This window comes from Arthrobacter sp. M71 S08 (genome assembly GCF_059089725.1).
Window position 1 is genome coordinate 447,114 of the sequence record NZ_JBNHEY010000003.1, and the last position, 14,388, is coordinate 461,501.

The 14,388-nt window shown below is 62.2% G+C and carries 13 protein-coding genes; 7 read left to right on the forward strand and 6 right to left on the reverse strand.

The window, feature by feature from the left end:
• The first annotated feature begins 499 nt into the window (after nucleotides 1-499).
• On the forward strand, nucleotides 500-1,504 hold the full coding sequence (locus AC5RTB_RS09480; protein WP_494060813.1) for a 2-hydroxyacid dehydrogenase: 1,005 nt from the start codon (nucleotides 500-502) through the stop codon (nucleotides 1,502-1,504).
• Between the two features lie 11 nt (nucleotides 1,505-1,515).
• Nucleotides 1,516-3,033 (forward strand): L-lactate permease, encoded by a 1,518-nt coding sequence (locus AC5RTB_RS09485; protein WP_494060814.1) that lies wholly within the window; start codon nucleotides 1,516-1,518, stop codon nucleotides 3,031-3,033.
• Nucleotides 3,034-3,085: 52 nt separating this feature from the next.
• On the opposite strand, the gene AC5RTB_RS09490 is transcribed toward AC5RTB_RS09485, so the two are convergent.
• Nucleotides 3,086-3,436 carry an ArsR/SmtB family transcription factor gene (locus tag AC5RTB_RS09490; RefSeq protein ID WP_494060815.1) on the reverse strand — a complete coding sequence of 117 codons (351 nt, stop codon included), beginning with the start codon at nucleotides 3,434-3,436 and terminating at the stop codon, nucleotides 3,086-3,088.
• A gap of 94 nt (nucleotides 3,437-3,530) precedes the next feature.
• On the opposite strand from AC5RTB_RS09490, the gene arsB reads away from it, so the two are divergent.
• Together arsB and AC5RTB_RS09500 are read left to right on the forward strand one after the other, a co-directional pair.
• Nucleotides 3,531-4,622 carry an ACR3 family arsenite efflux transporter gene (gene arsB, locus AC5RTB_RS09495; RefSeq protein WP_494060857.1) on the forward strand — a complete coding sequence of 364 codons (1,092 nt, stop codon included), beginning with the start codon at nucleotides 3,531-3,533 and terminating at the stop codon, nucleotides 4,620-4,622.
• Nucleotides 4,623-4,639: 17 nt separating this feature from the next.
• Nucleotides 4,640-5,062, forward strand: coding sequence for an arsenate reductase ArsC (locus AC5RTB_RS09500; protein ID WP_494060816.1), 423 nt, complete (start codon nucleotides 4,640-4,642; stop codon nucleotides 5,060-5,062).
• 27 nt (nucleotides 5,063-5,089) lie between these two features.
• Here AC5RTB_RS09500 and AC5RTB_RS09505 read toward each other — a convergent pair whose 3' ends face one another.
• Nucleotides 5,090-5,644 (reverse strand): heme-degrading domain-containing protein, encoded by a 555-nt coding sequence (locus tag AC5RTB_RS09505; protein ID WP_494060817.1) that lies wholly within the window; start codon nucleotides 5,642-5,644, stop codon nucleotides 5,090-5,092.
• A gap of 142 nt (nucleotides 5,645-5,786) precedes the next feature.
• Between AC5RTB_RS09505 and AC5RTB_RS09510 the strand changes: the two genes are divergently transcribed.
• Nucleotides 5,787-6,833: an NAD(P)-dependent alcohol dehydrogenase gene (locus AC5RTB_RS09510; RefSeq protein ID WP_494060818.1), complete on the forward strand. Its 1,047-nt coding sequence runs from the start codon at nucleotides 5,787-5,789 to the stop codon at nucleotides 6,831-6,833.
• Nucleotides 6,834-6,912: 79 nt separating this feature from the next.
• Here AC5RTB_RS09510 and AC5RTB_RS09515 read toward each other — a convergent pair whose 3' ends face one another.
• Together AC5RTB_RS09515 and AC5RTB_RS09520 are read right to left on the reverse strand one after the other, a co-directional pair.
• Nucleotides 6,913-8,919: a BCCT family transporter gene (locus tag AC5RTB_RS09515; RefSeq protein ID WP_494060819.1), complete on the reverse strand. Its 2,007-nt coding sequence runs from the start codon at nucleotides 8,917-8,919 to the stop codon at nucleotides 6,913-6,915.
• A 38-nt stretch (nucleotides 8,920-8,957) separates the two neighbouring features.
• Nucleotides 8,958-9,308 carry a bifunctional 3-phenylpropionate/cinnamic acid dioxygenase ferredoxin subunit gene (locus AC5RTB_RS09520; RefSeq protein ID WP_494060820.1) on the reverse strand — a complete coding sequence of 117 codons (351 nt, stop codon included), beginning with the start codon at nucleotides 9,306-9,308 and terminating at the stop codon, nucleotides 8,958-8,960.
• 235 nt (nucleotides 9,309-9,543) lie between these two features.
• On the opposite strand from AC5RTB_RS09520, the gene AC5RTB_RS09525 reads away from it, so the two are divergent.
• On the forward strand, nucleotides 9,544-10,746 hold the full coding sequence (locus AC5RTB_RS09525) for an NAD(P)/FAD-dependent oxidoreductase (RefSeq protein WP_494060821.1): 1,203 nt from the start codon (nucleotides 9,544-9,546) through the stop codon (nucleotides 10,744-10,746).
• 68 nt (nucleotides 10,747-10,814) lie between these two features.
• Nucleotides 10,815-11,951 carry an aromatic ring-hydroxylating oxygenase subunit alpha gene (locus AC5RTB_RS09530; RefSeq protein WP_494060822.1) on the forward strand — a complete coding sequence of 379 codons (1,137 nt, stop codon included), beginning with the start codon at nucleotides 10,815-10,817 and terminating at the stop codon, nucleotides 11,949-11,951.
• A gap of 43 nt (nucleotides 11,952-11,994) precedes the next feature.
• Here AC5RTB_RS09530 and AC5RTB_RS09535 read toward each other — a convergent pair whose 3' ends face one another.
• Complete coding sequence (locus tag AC5RTB_RS09535) at nucleotides 11,995-12,795, reverse strand: IclR family transcriptional regulator (protein ID WP_494060823.1); 801 nt, start codon at nucleotides 12,793-12,795, stop codon at nucleotides 11,995-11,997.
• 137 nt (nucleotides 12,796-12,932) lie between these two features.
• On the reverse strand, nucleotides 12,933-14,225 hold the full coding sequence (locus AC5RTB_RS09540) for a molybdopterin molybdotransferase MoeA (RefSeq protein ID WP_494060824.1): 1,293 nt from the start codon (nucleotides 14,223-14,225) through the stop codon (nucleotides 12,933-12,935).
• Between the last annotated feature and the right edge of the window lie 163 nt (nucleotides 14,226-14,388).

Here is a 14,388-nt window from a genome sequence, read left to right on the forward strand (position 1 = left end):
ACCTGCTTGGATATTGGGCATACTTCATCTTGTGGGGTTGGGCTCTGGGGCACACCCCGAGCAGCCAATCTGCGACGCCAGAGGTGTTTGTTCACTTGCGTCGGTTAGTGGGTCGATATAGAAGTCATCACCGCCGACGTCGAAATGCACCTGGCGGTACGCGCGAACCTCGGACCGGGCTCGCGCAGGGTGTCGACGATCCGGTCTGTTAGCGCTGTTCCAGGTCCCGTTCGGCGACTCCAACCTCGCCAACCGTCCCTGGCGCTTCACTGAAAGCCGCATCGGCCGTGCCCTTCTCGATTGTGCACTCCTCGGTAGGAAGAGCGACCCGACGGAGTTGTGTCACCGGGCTGACGTGGAACGTCTGGAGACTGAGTTGTCTGCGTCGACGTCTTAGACACCACGACTCCTCATTTGCCTCCCGGCCCGGCTGACGCTGGACCGCATGGTGGCCCGACTCTAGAGTGAAGGGCATCCTGACTGAAGGGGGAGGCAGAACATGCGGGTGGCCGTTTACAGTACAAAGCCGTATGACGAGCAGTTTCTGACAGCGGCAAATCTCGCCCACCAGCACCATCTCTCGTTCCTCGAACCCCGTTTGTCCCCGGAGACGGTTCCGCTCGCGGCGGGCGCCGAAGCGGTCTGCGCTTTCGTCAATGACGATCTCAGCGCCGGCGTGCTCGAGGGCCTTGCGGCCCTCGGCGTCCGCCAGGCGGCCTTGCGTTCGGCAGGGTACAACCACGTGGATCTGCAGGCGGCAGTACGGCTCGGTATCGCAGTGACCCGGGTTCCCGGCTACTCGCCGCACGCGGTGGCTGAGCACTGCGCGGCCCTGGTGCTGGCGCTCAACCGCAGAACCCACCGGGCCTACAACCGGGTCAGGGAAGGCAACTTCGCGCTGGCAGGACTGATGGGGTTCGATCTCTTCGGCAAGACAGTGGGGATCGTTGGGACCGGTCGGATCGGGAGTTGCTTCGCGCGGATCATGCTGGGCTTCGGTTGCCGGGTGGTCGCGAGCGATCCCTTCCCGAATGAGGAGTGCCGGGCAATGGGCGTGGAGTATGTCTCCCTTGATGAATTGTTCGCGCAGAGCGACATTGTGTCACTGCACCTGCCTCTGACGCCGGAGTCCTACCACTTCATAGACTCCGCCCGGCTGGACACCATGCGCGACGGCGTCATGCTGATCAATACAAGCCGGGGCATGCTGATCGATACCGCCGCTGTCATCAACGCGCTCAAGCAGGGGAAGCTGGGTTATCTGGGCCTGGACGTCTATGAGGAGGAAGCTGACCTGTTCTTCGAAGACCTCTCCGACCAGGTCTTGCGTGATGACGTCTTCTCGCGGTTGCTCACCTTCCCCAACGTATTGGTTACCGGCCATCAGGCGTTCTTCACTCATGAGGCAATGACCAACATCGCGTCAACGACGATCACCAATCTCACGGCAGCGGAGCAAGGCACACCCGTGAACCAGGTAACCGCTGATGATGTTGCGCGGTAGCCAGGGCTGACATGCTTACCCTTCTAGCACTCACACCGGTACTGCTGGTGTTGGTGCTCATGACCATCGCCGGCTGGTCAGCGGCTCGGGCTGGGATGGTGACGGCGGGAATTACCCTCGTACTCGCCGTTTGGGCGTTCGGCTTCGGCGGCCCGGCGGCTCAATTCACCGTCATCTCCGGAACGGCCGGCGTCGTCGCCGAAGCCGCGTTCATAGCACTCACAGTGGCAGGCATCATCGGCCCGGCCTTGGGAATTCACTATCTCCAGCAACGGACCGGGGCCGCCGAGCGGTTGCGCGTGGGCCTGACCCGCCTTCACCCGGACCCACGGCTGGGCGCCTTGGTCGTGGCCTGGTTCTTTGCCCTGTTCCTTGAAGGTGCCGCCGGGTTCGGCACCCCGGTGGCGTTGGCTGCGCCTTTCCTGGTGGCAGCAGGCATGCCGCCTATTGCTGCGGTAGCTGCCGCCCTGGTGGGCCACGCCGCGGGTGTGTCCTTCGGTGCCATCGGCACACCGGTGTTGGCCCAGACCGCTCTTGTCGGGTTTACGGGGGCGGATCTTGCGAGGGCCACAGCCCCTTACCACCTCATTCTGGGAGGGGTTCTGACGGCAGCGGTGGTGCTGACCATCGAGCGCGCTGTGAAAGGCGATCGCAGGCTCTGGACCTGGGGCATCCTGGCAGCGGTTTCGTATTTTGTGCCTTACGCACTGATAGCCACATTCCTCGGACCGGAACTGCCCACCCTCGGTGGCGCCCTCGCGGGCGTCGCCGTTTTTGCCGTCGTGCTTGTCCGACGACGGCGGCAGGAAGCCGGCGGATCCAGCGTAAACTCCGGGGGACCGGACGAGCGCCTGGCGCTGTTGCGCGCGGCCACCCCCTACCTGGTCCTGGTGGCACTGGTTCTTGCCACCCGTCTCATTCCGCCGCTGCGTGAGGTTTTGGAAAACGTGACGGTGGAATGGGAAATAGGCACAGGATTTTCCGGCAGTGTCCGGCCACTGTTCCACCCGGCCATGTTGCTGACGGTGGCGTTTGTGGCTGGGGCGGTGGGGCAAGGGGCCTCACGGCATGAGGTCCGCGATTCATTCCTCACCGCAACCAGGCAGCTCGGGCCGGTTATGGTGGCGCTGATTGCCATGGTCACAATAGCGCGCACCATGTCCCATGCCGGGATGACCAACGAACTCGCCTTCGCCGCTGCGGGAATCGGCGCGGCGTGGCCGCTGGTGTCGCCTGCGGTTGGAGCGTTCGGGACATTCGTCACCGGCTCCGCCACTGCCTCCAACGTGCTCTTCACCGAGCTGCAGGCCACCACCGCCCAGGCTGCCGGGCTCCCGGCGCTGCCCCTGCTTGGGGCGCAGGGGTTCGGCGCCGCTGTTGGCAATATCGTCTGCCCGCACAACGTTGTCGCGGCGGTTGCGACGGTAGGGCTCACCGGGCAGGAGGGCAAGGTGCTCCGCGCCACGTTCCCGGTAGCTGCGCTCTACGTCGCACTCGGGGGACTTCTGGCGTTTGCCTTCACACTCTGATCAACCCGGAAATATACAGATGTTCCTCGCGTCCGATGCTGATCCCCGGAGATCAGAGCGTGGTGACGAGCCCCGCGACCTTGTCGAGCGCACCGGGAACAAGCGAGTAGTAGGCCCAGGTGCCGCGCTTCTCACGGTGCAGCAGACCGGCCTCCACGAGGATTTTCAGGTGGTGGGAGACGGTCGGCTGGCCAAGGTCCAGGGGCTCAGTCAGGTCGCACACACAGGCCTCACCTGACTCACCTGCCTTCACAATGGAAAGCAACCGGAGCCGGTTGGGGTCCGCGAGGGCCTTGAACATGGCGGCTCGCTGCTGGGCATCCTCAACACTGAGCGCCGGCTGATCCGACGGGAGACAGCAGGAGACGTCCAGGGTCGGCTCGAGGGTTCGCGCAGTGTTCATGAACCCATTATGCACCGTGGATTGACAACGATCGATATAGCTGGTGGGATTTATATCGATTCCCATCAATCTATGTCGCAGGAGCCGCGTGAGCATCCAGACTGCCCCCTTGCCCTCAGAAGGCGAGCAAGCCGCCGTCGTCGGCAAGCTCTCCACCCTCGACCGGTTCCTCCCGGTATGGATCATCGCCGCGATGGTTCTGGGACTCCTTCTCGGTGCGTTGATACCAGGGCTCAATACCGCACTGGAGGCAGTGAAGGTCGGCGAGGTCTCCCTGCCAATCGCGGTCGGGCTTCTGGTGATGATGTATCCGGTGCTGGCCAAGGTCCGCTACGACCAAACGCACCGCGTAATCGCCGACCGCAAGCTCATGGCGGCGTCGCTGGCACTGAACTGGCTCCTGGCTCCTGCTTTCATGTTTGCTCTGGCGTGGATCTTCCTGCCGGACCTGCCTGAGTACCGTACCGGTCTCATCATTGTGGGACTGGCCCGCTGCATTGCCATGGTGATGATCTGGAACGACCTGGCCTGCGGCGACCGCGAGGCAGCCGCAGTGCTGGTCTTCATCAACTCCGTGTTCCAGGTATTTGCCTTCGGTGCACTCGGCTGGTTCTACCTGCAGATCCTGCCGTCCTGGCTCGGTTTGTCGACAACCAGCGCCGATTTCTCGTTCTGGGCCATCACGGTCTCCGTCCTGATCTTCCTGGGCATACCACTGTTGGCAGGTTTCCTGACCCGGACGATCGGCGAAAAGGCAAAGGGCAGGGAATGGTATGAGAACACGCTCCTGCCCAAACTCGGCCCCTGGGCACTGTATGGACTGCTGTTCACGATCGCGCTGCTCTTCGCCCTCCAGGGCGAAACCATCACCGCCCGCCCCCTTGACGTCGCCCGCATCGCACTGCCGCTGCTCGTCTATTTCCTGGTGGTTTTCACCGCCGGTATGCTGACCGGCAAGTGGCTAGGTCTCGGTTACGCGAGAACGACGACGCTGGCCTTCACCGCCGCCGGAAACAACTTCGAGCTTGCCATTGCGGTGGCGATCGGCACCTTCGGTGTCACATCCGGGCAGGCGCTCGCCGGCGTCGTCGGACCGCTGATCGAGGTGCCGGTCCTTGTGGCACTCGTTTATGTTGCCCTCTGGGCACAGAAACGCTTCTTCACCCCTTCGACTCTGACCGCGTGATTTCCGCAGGAGCTCCCATGACTACTGAAACCAGCAAGAAGCCTTCCGTCCTGTTCGTCTGCGTCCACAACGCAGGCCGATCGCAGATGGCCGCAGCGTTCCTCACCACCCTCTCGAAGGGCGCCATCGAGGTGCGCTCGGCAGGGTCCCAGCCGGCTGAGAAGATCAATCCTTCCGCCGTCGAGGCCATGGCCGAGGTCGGGATCGATATGAGCAACGAAATACCCAAAGTCCTCACCACCGAGGCCGTGCAGGAATCAGATGTGGTGATCACCATGGGCTGCGGCGACGAGTGCCCCTACTTCCCCGGAAAGCGCTACGAGGATTGGGTCCTCGAGGACCCCGCGGGTAAGGGTGTGGAGTCGGTCCGACCGATCCGTGACGAGATCAGGGGGCGCATCGAAGGGCTTATCGCCTCCCTGACGCCTGCGGCCAATTAGGGGCACGCACAGGACCAGAGGCGGCGACTACGCCGCCGGAACGGCCTTCTTCTTGCGCCGGTTGAACTTTGTGAGTGCCTCAACCACCAGCTCGTGGTCCGCTACCTGTGGAAGACCGGAAACCGTGACGACTGCGACAGGACCCGTTCCCCGCACATAGACCGGGAAGGCGCCCCCGTGTGCAGCGTAGGCCGACTCGTCGAACCAGGCGTTGTCCTCCATCCGGCCGCCTCCGAGGCGTCCACGCAGGCCAACCAGGAGGGACGGCACGCCGTAACGTTCAGCCGTCCGGGACTTCTTCTCCACCCAGATGTCGTTATCCGGCGTGGCGCCCGGCAGGGACACATGGAACAGCACGTGCGTTCCCCGGCGGATGTCGACGGCGACCGGCAGTTCCCGTTCCGTCGCAAGTTCGACGAGCAGCAGTCCAAGCGCGAGGGCATCTTCCTGGCTGAACCGCGTCAGCTGAAGTTTGTCGACTTCGTCCTCGATGCGCCCGATGAACGACTCGAGGGCGGACTGGGACTGTTCGCCGGAAGCATCCGGGTCAAACTCAGGTGCAGAATTCTGGTTTTCAGTCACGTAGCGTCTCTCCTTGGCATCAGGGCCTCAGCTCCGAGCCTATCGGAGTGATGTTCCCCCCTACCCAACCGGCGGGGAATACGACTCCACTGGTCGACGTTGCCTAGCCCTGAAACGTTGCACGACCACTCAGGAGTTACCTATGCCCACCACTGTTTCGGCCTACACCGCGCCGTCGGCCACAGAGGACCTCATCCCCACAACCATCGAACGCCGGGACGTCGGCCCTGACGACGTCTTGATCGACATCAGGTTCGCGGGAATCTGCCACTCGGACATTCACACTGTCCGCGGAGACTGGGGCCCGCAGCAGTTCCCGTTGGCGCCCGGCCACGAGATTGCCGGCGTCGTCACCGAAGTCGGCTCCAACGTCACTAAACACGTAGTGGGCGACCGTGTGGGAGTTGGCTGCATGGTCAACTCCTGCCGCGAATGCAAAAACTGCCAGGCCGGCGAAGAGCAGTATTGCCTCAACGGCAACATTGGCACCTACGGCGCAGTTGATCGCGACGGCACCATCACGCAGGGCGGCTACTCCACCCGCATTGTGGTGACCGAGGACTTCGTTGTCCGCATTCCCGAAGGCATCGAGCTCGACGCCGCCGCACCTCTTCTGTGCGCGGGCATCACCACGTTCTCGCCCCTGCGGCACTGGGGTGCTGGACCGGGGAAGAAGGTTGCCGTCGTCGGCCTCGGCGGGCTCGGGCATATGGCCGTCAAGCTTGCCCATGCCATGGGTGCTGAAGTGACGGTTCTATCGCAGTCCCTGAAGAAACAGGAAGACGGCCTCCGCCTCGGCGCCGACTCCTACTACGCCACCAGCGACGAGAACACGTTTACCGACCTGGCAGGTTCCTTCGACCTGATCATCAATACCGTCAGTGCGTCACTGGATATCAGCGCCTACCTCGGACTGCTGAGCCTCGACGGTGCGCTGGTCAACGTTGGTGCTCCGGCCGAGCCGCTTCCCGTTCAGGCGTTTGCATTGATCGGCGGCCGGCGGTCCTTCGCCGGGTCCATGATCGGGGGCATCCGCGAGACCCAGGAAATGCTCGACTTCTGCGCCGAGCACAACCTTGGCGCCGAGATCGAGGTGATCCCGGCCGACAAGATCAACGAGGCCTACGAGCGTGTGCTGGCTTCCGACGTGCGGTACCGCTTCGTCATCGACGCCTCGACTTTCAACTAGGCATATTCGACCGAAAGCGGCAGGTTCGAGCAATAATTGCTCGAACCTGCCGCTTTCGGTCTACGAGATCCAGGATCCGCTACCGGAGGGTCTCGCTCTGTACCGGAGGTTTTCCGCTCACGGTGTCATCGGTAACAATGTTGTTGCTCGGGCAATCAGAGCCCTGGCAATTGTCGGCACACTCGTGCTTGGTGACGAGGTCGAACTGCACGCCGCGGTGTTGTTCCACTCCTGTGCGGATTGCCCGTTCCACCACAGAGTCGGCCAGGCGCCGACGGAGGGAGAGCGGGTCCCTGCGCAGGTCCCTGGCCAGGGCGAAGCAGAGCAGCAGCATCACTATGACGAATGGCAGGGCGATCACGATGGTAATGCGTTGAAGCCCTGAGAGTGCCGCTGAGGGATCGCTACCGCCGGCCAGGAGCATCACGGAGGCGACTGCCCCGGTGAGCACACCCCAGAAGATAACCAGGGACCGAGGTGTTTCCAAGGAGCCGTTGGAGCTCAAGGAAGCCAACACGATAGACGCCGAGTCGGCACTTGTGACGAAGAAGTTTGCGATCAGGACCATCGCCAGGACGATGACGGCCATGATTGCCCATTCCGGCATCTGCAGGTTCTTGACGAGGTCGAACAGTGCTCCGTCGAAGCTTACGGTCGGTACTCCGTCCACCACGGTCGCCAGACCGGTAGTGCCCGCCCTGTCAGCCTCACCCTGCATCTGGAAAGCTGTCCCGCCGAAGACGCTGAACCACACCACGCTGACGACGCTCGGGATCAGTAGTACGCCGACGACGAACTGGCGGATCGTGCGGCCTCGGCTGATCCGGGCGATGAACAGGCCAACGAACGGGGTCCAGGACATCCACCAAGCCCAGTAGAAAATGGTCCAGCCTGACATCCAGGCACGCAGCGACTCGTCGCCTACGGCCTCCGTGCGTGAAGACATCTCCGCAAGGTCGCGGGCGTAGTCTCCTACAGCTGCCGGTATCAGGTTGAGGATGAATAGGGTCGGGCCGAGAACGAACACAATTAAGGCCAGAGTCAAGGCCAGAACCATGTTGATGTTTGAGAGCCACTGGATGCCGCGGCTGATGCCGGACACGGCGGAAGCGACGAAACACGCGGTCAGGATGGCGATGATCACTACGAGCACTGGTGTGCCGATTTCACCCACCCAGCCATTGGAGACCAGGCCATTGCCGATCTGAAGTGCGCCCAGGCCCAGAGACGCTGCCGTCCCGAAGAGAGTGGCGAAGATGGCCAGGACGTTGATGATTTTCCCGATCGGTCCTTCCACCATTCTGATCCCGAAGAGCGAAGTGAAGGCAGTCGAGATCAGTTGCTTGCGACCGAGGCGGTAGGTTCCGTACGCCATGGCAATGCCCACGATGGCATACATCGCCCATGGGTGGAGGGCCCAGTGGAAGATGGATGTAGCCATGGCTACCTGGATAGCCTCGGGGGTGCTTCCGTCCACCGTTCCCGGCGGCGGGGAGACGTAGTGGTACAGGGGTTCAGCGACACCATAAAACATGAGTCCGATTCCCATGCCGGAAGCAAACAACATTGCAATCCAGGACACAGTTCGGTACTCCGGTTTTTCACCCTCCTTGCCCAGAGGGATGTTGCCGAACTTGCCAAGAGCAAGCCAGAGGACAAAGACGACGAGCAAGGAAGCCACCAGCATGAAGAGCCAGCCGGTGTATTCCATTACCCAGCCAAGGGCTGCCGTGGACGTCTCAGCAAGGCTGGCTGTTCCTAGAAATCCCCAAAGCACGAAGGCGACTGCCATGACGCCCGTGATCCCGAAGATGGTCTTGTCAAGAGTGAGGTTTCGGCTCCTGCGCACTGCGACCGCCTGATCGGTCTTTGCATGGCGGAGCTCGTCGAGGATCTGCTCATATTCCTCTGTTTCCGGTGCGCTCGCTGAGCCTCCGTCCTCCGAGCCGAGGACGAAGGAGGCCTCATCCGCGGGGACGGAGTGGCGTGTACTTCCGGGTCTGTTTCTTAAGGGAGCGTCAGCCCCGCCCTTGTCGGCAGGTAACTCCTCGGGGGGTAGGGGTTTTACTTCACTGTTTGTAGCCATGGGCGGGTCCTTTGCTCGGCGAGTCACGGGCTTTCGCCTTAGACGTGGCCTTGGGGTGTTAGACCGGGCGGAAGGTTGGGGGCTTCGTCCGATTCGATAACCATGATGTTTCCGTCGACGATTTGCACTTCGTGCGTGCGGACCGGCAACTTTGCCGGCGGCGCATCTACACCTCCAGTGCTGAGGTTGAACCTGGATGCGTGAAGGGGGCACTCCACCCAGCAGTCCTCCACATAGCCGTCAGCCAAGGATGCGTCCTGGTGCGTGCAGGTGTCGTCAATGGCGAAGATCTCGCCGTCCTCGGTGTGGAAGACCGCGATTGGCGGAGCTGTGTCGAGCCTGAGCGCCTCCCCGGGAGCGAGTTCACTGAGCGGGCAGGCTTTGTGCATTTTGCACCTCTTCGTGTTGGGGTCAGATTCGATGTCGCAGGCTCCTGCCTTTCTCCAGCTGTTCCGCAGGAGTCAACGGAGCGCGCGGTAAGCAACAGAGTGCTCCTCGTCACATGCAATGTCAAGAGTTGCCGTCATGCGTTCGTTACATATTGACACCAAGGGTGTTCTGGGTCACTCTGTTGCATATCGCGCTTATTGTTGCGCGGAAAGCAATTCCAAAGAAGGACTATATATGCAGACTCTTGTGGTCGTGGGGGCTTCTCTGGCTGGTCTCTCCGCAGCCCGGGCCGCCCGCGCTCAAGGTTTCACCGGACGTTTGGTCATCATTGGCGATGAGCATCACCGTCCGTATGACCGGCCCCCGCTTTCCAAAGACTTCCTCCTCGGCACCATTACTACTCAGGATCTTTTCCTTGAGACGGACGGCGACGGACTGGACGCGGATTGGATTCTTGGCGTAGGGGCAGTGGGACTGGATGCAGCCAGCCTGACGATCCGCCTGGCCGACGGACGATCAATTGCAGCCGACCGCATCGTCATCGCCACAGGCGCCCGGTGCCGCAAGCTCCCGGCGTTGGAGGGTATGGAGAACGTCTTCTACCTGCGGACGATTGCGGACGCGGAACGCCTTGCGCCGAAGTTGATCCCAGGCGACCGGATGGTAGTTATCGGCGCCGGGTTCATCGGCGCCGAAGCCGCCTCGGCGGCTGCAGCGCGCGGCATGGACGTCACCATGATCAACAACAATCCGGTTCCCTTCACCGCTCAGCTGGGTTCTGACATGGGTGCCGCGGTGGCGAGCCTTCACACTTCAAACGGGGTAAGCCTGGTCTGTGGAGTCGCGATCGAGCAGTTCGATACAGCCGATGGGGAGGTAACAGGGCTGTCCCTGGCTGATGGGCGCCGGCTTCCCACCAACGTTGTTGTAGTCGGAATCGGTGCCGAGCCCAACGTTGAGTGGCTCGAAGGCTCCGGAATCGAGCTGTGCGACGGCGTGCTGTGCGATTCCATGGGTCGTACAAATATCCCGGGCATCGTCGCCGTCGGAGATTGTGCAGCATGGTTTGATGAAGGTTTGGGCAGACACCGGCGCGTTGAGCACTGGACCGGAGCCCTGGAGCGCGCCGCTCTGGCAGTTCAGGCGCTGATTGACAATGACGCCCCGCAGCAACCCCTGAAGCCTCCTTATTTCTGGTCCGACCAGCACGGCGTGAAGATCCAGTTTGCCGGGCACTCGGCAGGTTACGACCGGCTTGAGATTGAAGCAGGCGACCCGCAGGAACACAGCTTCCTGGCCGTCTACTACCGCGGTGACACCCCCGTGGCAGTACTTGGCATGAACCAGCCGCGCCTGTTCACACGGTGGCGCCGGAGCATCGGCATTCCGGGTGCGAAACCAGCCGCAGCCAAGGTTGCTTCCAGAGTTGCCTCCTAGCCCACGCGACATACTTTCCAGCTTTCACCAGCTTCTAAAAGCAAAAAACTCAGTTCTGAGGAGGAACATTGACCACTGAGGTAACCACTCCGAGCCTTATCCCCACCCTTCCGGGCTCGACTTACGTGGATGAAGCGGTATTCCGTGCCGAGCAGGAGCGCATCTTTGAGCAGATGTGGTTCTGTGCAATTCGGTCCGCTGACCTGGACAAGGCCGGTGCCTGGCGGACGGTGCAGGTCGGTCGTGAAAGCGTACTGATTTCACGCACCCGTAAAGGGCAGATCCGCGCGTTCTACAACATCTGTCGGCACCGCGGTGTGAAGCTGTGCATGGAGGAGCAGGGCGAAGCGGCCCGCAACTTCCAGTGCCCTTACCACGCCTGGACTTATGATTTCGAAGGCAAGCTGATTGCAGCGCCTAACCTCACCAAGATGCCGGACATCGACCGCGACGAATACGGCCTGGCCAAGGTTCACATCCGCGAATACCTCGGTTATGTCTGGGTCTGCCTCGCTGACGAGCCACCGTCGTTCGAGGACGATGTCATGGGCGCTATAGAGGAGCGGCTCGGGAGCGTGCACGCTATCGACGGCTACGACGTGGCGAACCTCAGCCTCGGACGCCGGATCAAGTACGACGTCAAGGCAAACTGGAAGCTCATCATTGAGAACTTCATGGAGTGCTACCACTGCGCCACCATCCACCCTGAACTCACCGAAGTTCTCCCCGAGTTCGCCGACGGCCTTGCTGCGCAGTACTTCGTGGGACACGGCGCCGAGTTCGGCGAAGATGTCAAAGGTTTCACCGTCGACGGCTCCGAGGGCCTGGACGTAATCCCGGGCGTCGCCGAGGACCAGGACCGCCGCTACTACGCAATCACCATCAAGCCAACAGTGTTCGTGAACCTCGTTCCCGACCACGTCATCATCCACCGTATGTTCCCCATGGCAGCAGACCACACTATCGTCGAATGTGACTGGCTGTACCTGCCCAGCGTGGTGGAAAGCGGCAAGGACGTCTCGGCCTCGGTGGAGCTGTTCCACCGCGTCAACCAGCAGGACTTCGACGCCTGCGAGCGTTGCCAGCCTGCCATGGGCTCGAAGGTCTATGCCAAGGGCGGTGTGCTTGTGCCCAGTGAGCACCACATTGGCGCTTTCCATGACTGGATTCAGGAAACGGTAGGGGACGTCGTTCCAACCCGGTAACTCGAAAGCTAACCCGCCAGTGAGCCCGGCCCTATGGTCGGTCTCACTGGCGTCGGTAGCCCATTCTGGCACTGATGGCCAGACCGGCTTCGCGAAGGCCATCTATGAGTCCGGGGTTGTCTTCAGGAGCGAATCGGAATGCAGGCCCGGAGATACTCACGGACGCAATGACATTTCCCTCATGGTTATAGATGGGAACCGCTATGGCCGTCAGCCCGATCTCGTATTCCTCGTGGACTACTGCGTAGCCTTGGCGCGAGACATCCAACAACTCCTTCTCGAGTTGTGCCCGATTCGTTATGGTTTTCGGGGTGCGGGCAGGGAGGCCGATGCTCTTGAGGATCGTATCCCTCTCATCGGTGGGAACGGCAGCGAGCAGCACCTTCCCGCTGGACGTGGCGTGCAGAGGGGTCAAGCTGCCTACCCAGTCGTACGTCGCGAGGGTGGAAGGACCCATGGCCTGGTCGACGTTCACGGCGTATCCCGACCGCAGGACGGCCAGGTTCACAGTTTCCTTGAATTGCTCCGCCAGGCTCTCCAATACTTCCCTGGCCTGTTGTACGATGCTCAGCCTCCCGGGGATCGACGACGCCAATCGCAGAATCCCAAAGCCCAGCTGGTACTTGCCGCGTTCGCTGTTCTGCCGGACCAGTTCACGATGCACTAGAGATCCCACGAGCCGGGAAACGGTGGATTTGTGCACGCCCATCTCTTCAGCGATTTCGCTGACACCGGCGTCCCCCTCCCGGGCGAGGATTTCCAGGATCTGGAGGGCGCGATCCACGGATTGGACGCCTCCGACTTGGGCGTCTGAGTCCACTTCCGGTTCGTTATGTGCGGCCATGATGCCTCTGTCATTGTCTATGCGCGGGTCTCAACGGGCTGGGAGTGTCCAACCCTTGTATCCATGCACTTCATCCTAGACCGACTCTGAAGCGCGACTGTTCACGGCCACCGCTTAGGCTCCGGACGTCCGGTGACCTATCTAGATGGTCCGCCCGGATGGACGTTCGTATTCGACTGTGTCCAGGGGAGTGGGAGCACGGGAACCGGCGCGCCTGACGTGATGCCGCCGGGGGGAACTGCCATCACACACTCCGCCCGGGCAAGGCCGCGCATCATCCCCGGCCCGGTATGTGAAACCGGAACAGCCATGCCTCGGACGAAGGTGCAGGGAATGAGGCGTGTATGCCCTGGCAGCGGATCGATGTCAGCTCCGGATGTCATTTGCACCGGTGCGCTCAAGGGACGATCGCCAAGGGCAGCCAGGAGCGGCTCTGCCAGCGTGATGAGTGCCATCATGGCAGCAAGGGGGTTTCCGGGGAGACCCAGGAGGATGCGTCCGTCGGGCAGTTCTGCCAGAACGGCGGGGTGGCCGGGGCGCATGGCGATACCGTCCAGCAGTAGCCGCCCGCCAAGCGCGAATACGACGTCGCGGAAATGGTCGGTCTCGGAAACGCCGGTCCCGCCGGTCGTTATCGTCACGTCCGGCCGCTGCCCGGCCGGAGTATCAAAAGCTCCGAGGGCGGACAGCCAGTCCTGGTAGGAATCACCAATTCTGAGTGGGGTATCGGGGGTGGCTCCAAGAAAGGAGATTACCGACTCAAGCTGAGGACCGAACGTGTCCCTGACCCGTCCCGGTGCCGGAAGGCCGGACGTAACTACCTCTGAACCGGTTAGAACGATCGCGACCGTCGGTTTTCCCTGGACTTGTACTTCGTCGTAGCCTGCAACGGCGGCGAGGGCAACGTGCGCGGGATTCAGCACTGTACCCATGGGGATCAACAGCTCACCCGCTGTCGCCTCTTCTCCCGCATGGCGGATGTGCTGGCCAGGCATTGGCTCGCCGGGCGTCCCCTGGTCATTGAGGGCCAGGAGGGGCTTGCCCTCAGTGCTGTGCGTGAGCCGTCCGCTTTCCTTGCGGAGTATGGCGTGAGCGCCCGATGGAACCAGTCCACCGGTGGCAATGGTGCAGGCTTCGCCGGATGACAGGGTGCGTCCTTGCGCAGTGAGTATCCAGGGGCCGTTGCCGTTGACGGCCCAGCCATCCATTGCGGAGGAAGCATAGTGGGGTATCTCCTGCCGCGCGGTGACGTCCCGGGTCAGTGTTCGGCCTGGTGCTGCCGCGAGCCGGACGCTCACCGGTGGAAGTGCAAGAGCACAGTCGAAGGCAATCCGGCGGGCTTCGGACCAGGTTGGGGCTGACCCTGCGGTCTGGTCCCGGTGCAGCGGCGAACCGGCAGCGCGACCACCTGTGGTTTCGTGAGTGAGCACTTCGGCACCTTTCTGGCTGGCTTGATGCGCGCTGTCCCGACTCCCGAGAGCGATGCTTCGATGAGGATACCTCCCCAGGTCTCAGGCCACCGAAGCACCGTTCACGGGATGCGGGACAGCTCATCGTTATGAGCCCGGCGCGCGCCCGACCCGGGACCGTTGT

Coding starts and splice junctions, on each gene's coding strand:
- AC5RTB_RS09500 (WP_494060816.1), top strand. CDS start 4,640: ATGACTACTGAAACCAGCAAGAAGCCTTCCGTCCTGTTCGTCTGCGTC.
- AC5RTB_RS09515 (WP_494060819.1), bottom strand. CDS start 8,919: ATGGCTACAAACAGTGAAGTAAAACCCCTACCCCCCGAGGAGTTACCT.
- AC5RTB_RS09490 (WP_494060815.1), bottom strand. CDS start 3,436: ATGAACACTGCGCGAACCCTCGAGCCGACCCTGGACGTCTCCTGCTGT.
- AC5RTB_RS09535 (WP_494060823.1), bottom strand. CDS start 12,795: ATGGCCGCACATAACGAACCGGAAGTGGACTCAGACGCCCAAGTCGGA.
- AC5RTB_RS09510 (WP_494060818.1), top strand. CDS start 5,787: ATGCCCACCACTGTTTCGGCCTACACCGCGCCGTCGGCCACAGAGGAC.
- AC5RTB_RS09485 (WP_494060814.1), top strand. CDS start 1,516: ATGCTTACCCTTCTAGCACTCACACCGGTACTGCTGGTGTTGGTGCTC.
- AC5RTB_RS09525 (WP_494060821.1), top strand. CDS start 9,544: ATGCAGACTCTTGTGGTCGTGGGGGCTTCTCTGGCTGGTCTCTCCGCA.
- AC5RTB_RS09520 (WP_494060820.1), bottom strand. CDS start 9,308: ATGCACAAAGCCTGCCCGCTCAGTGAACTCGCTCCCGGGGAGGCGCTC.
- AC5RTB_RS09480 (WP_494060813.1), top strand. CDS start 500: ATGCGGGTGGCCGTTTACAGTACAAAGCCGTATGACGAGCAGTTTCTG.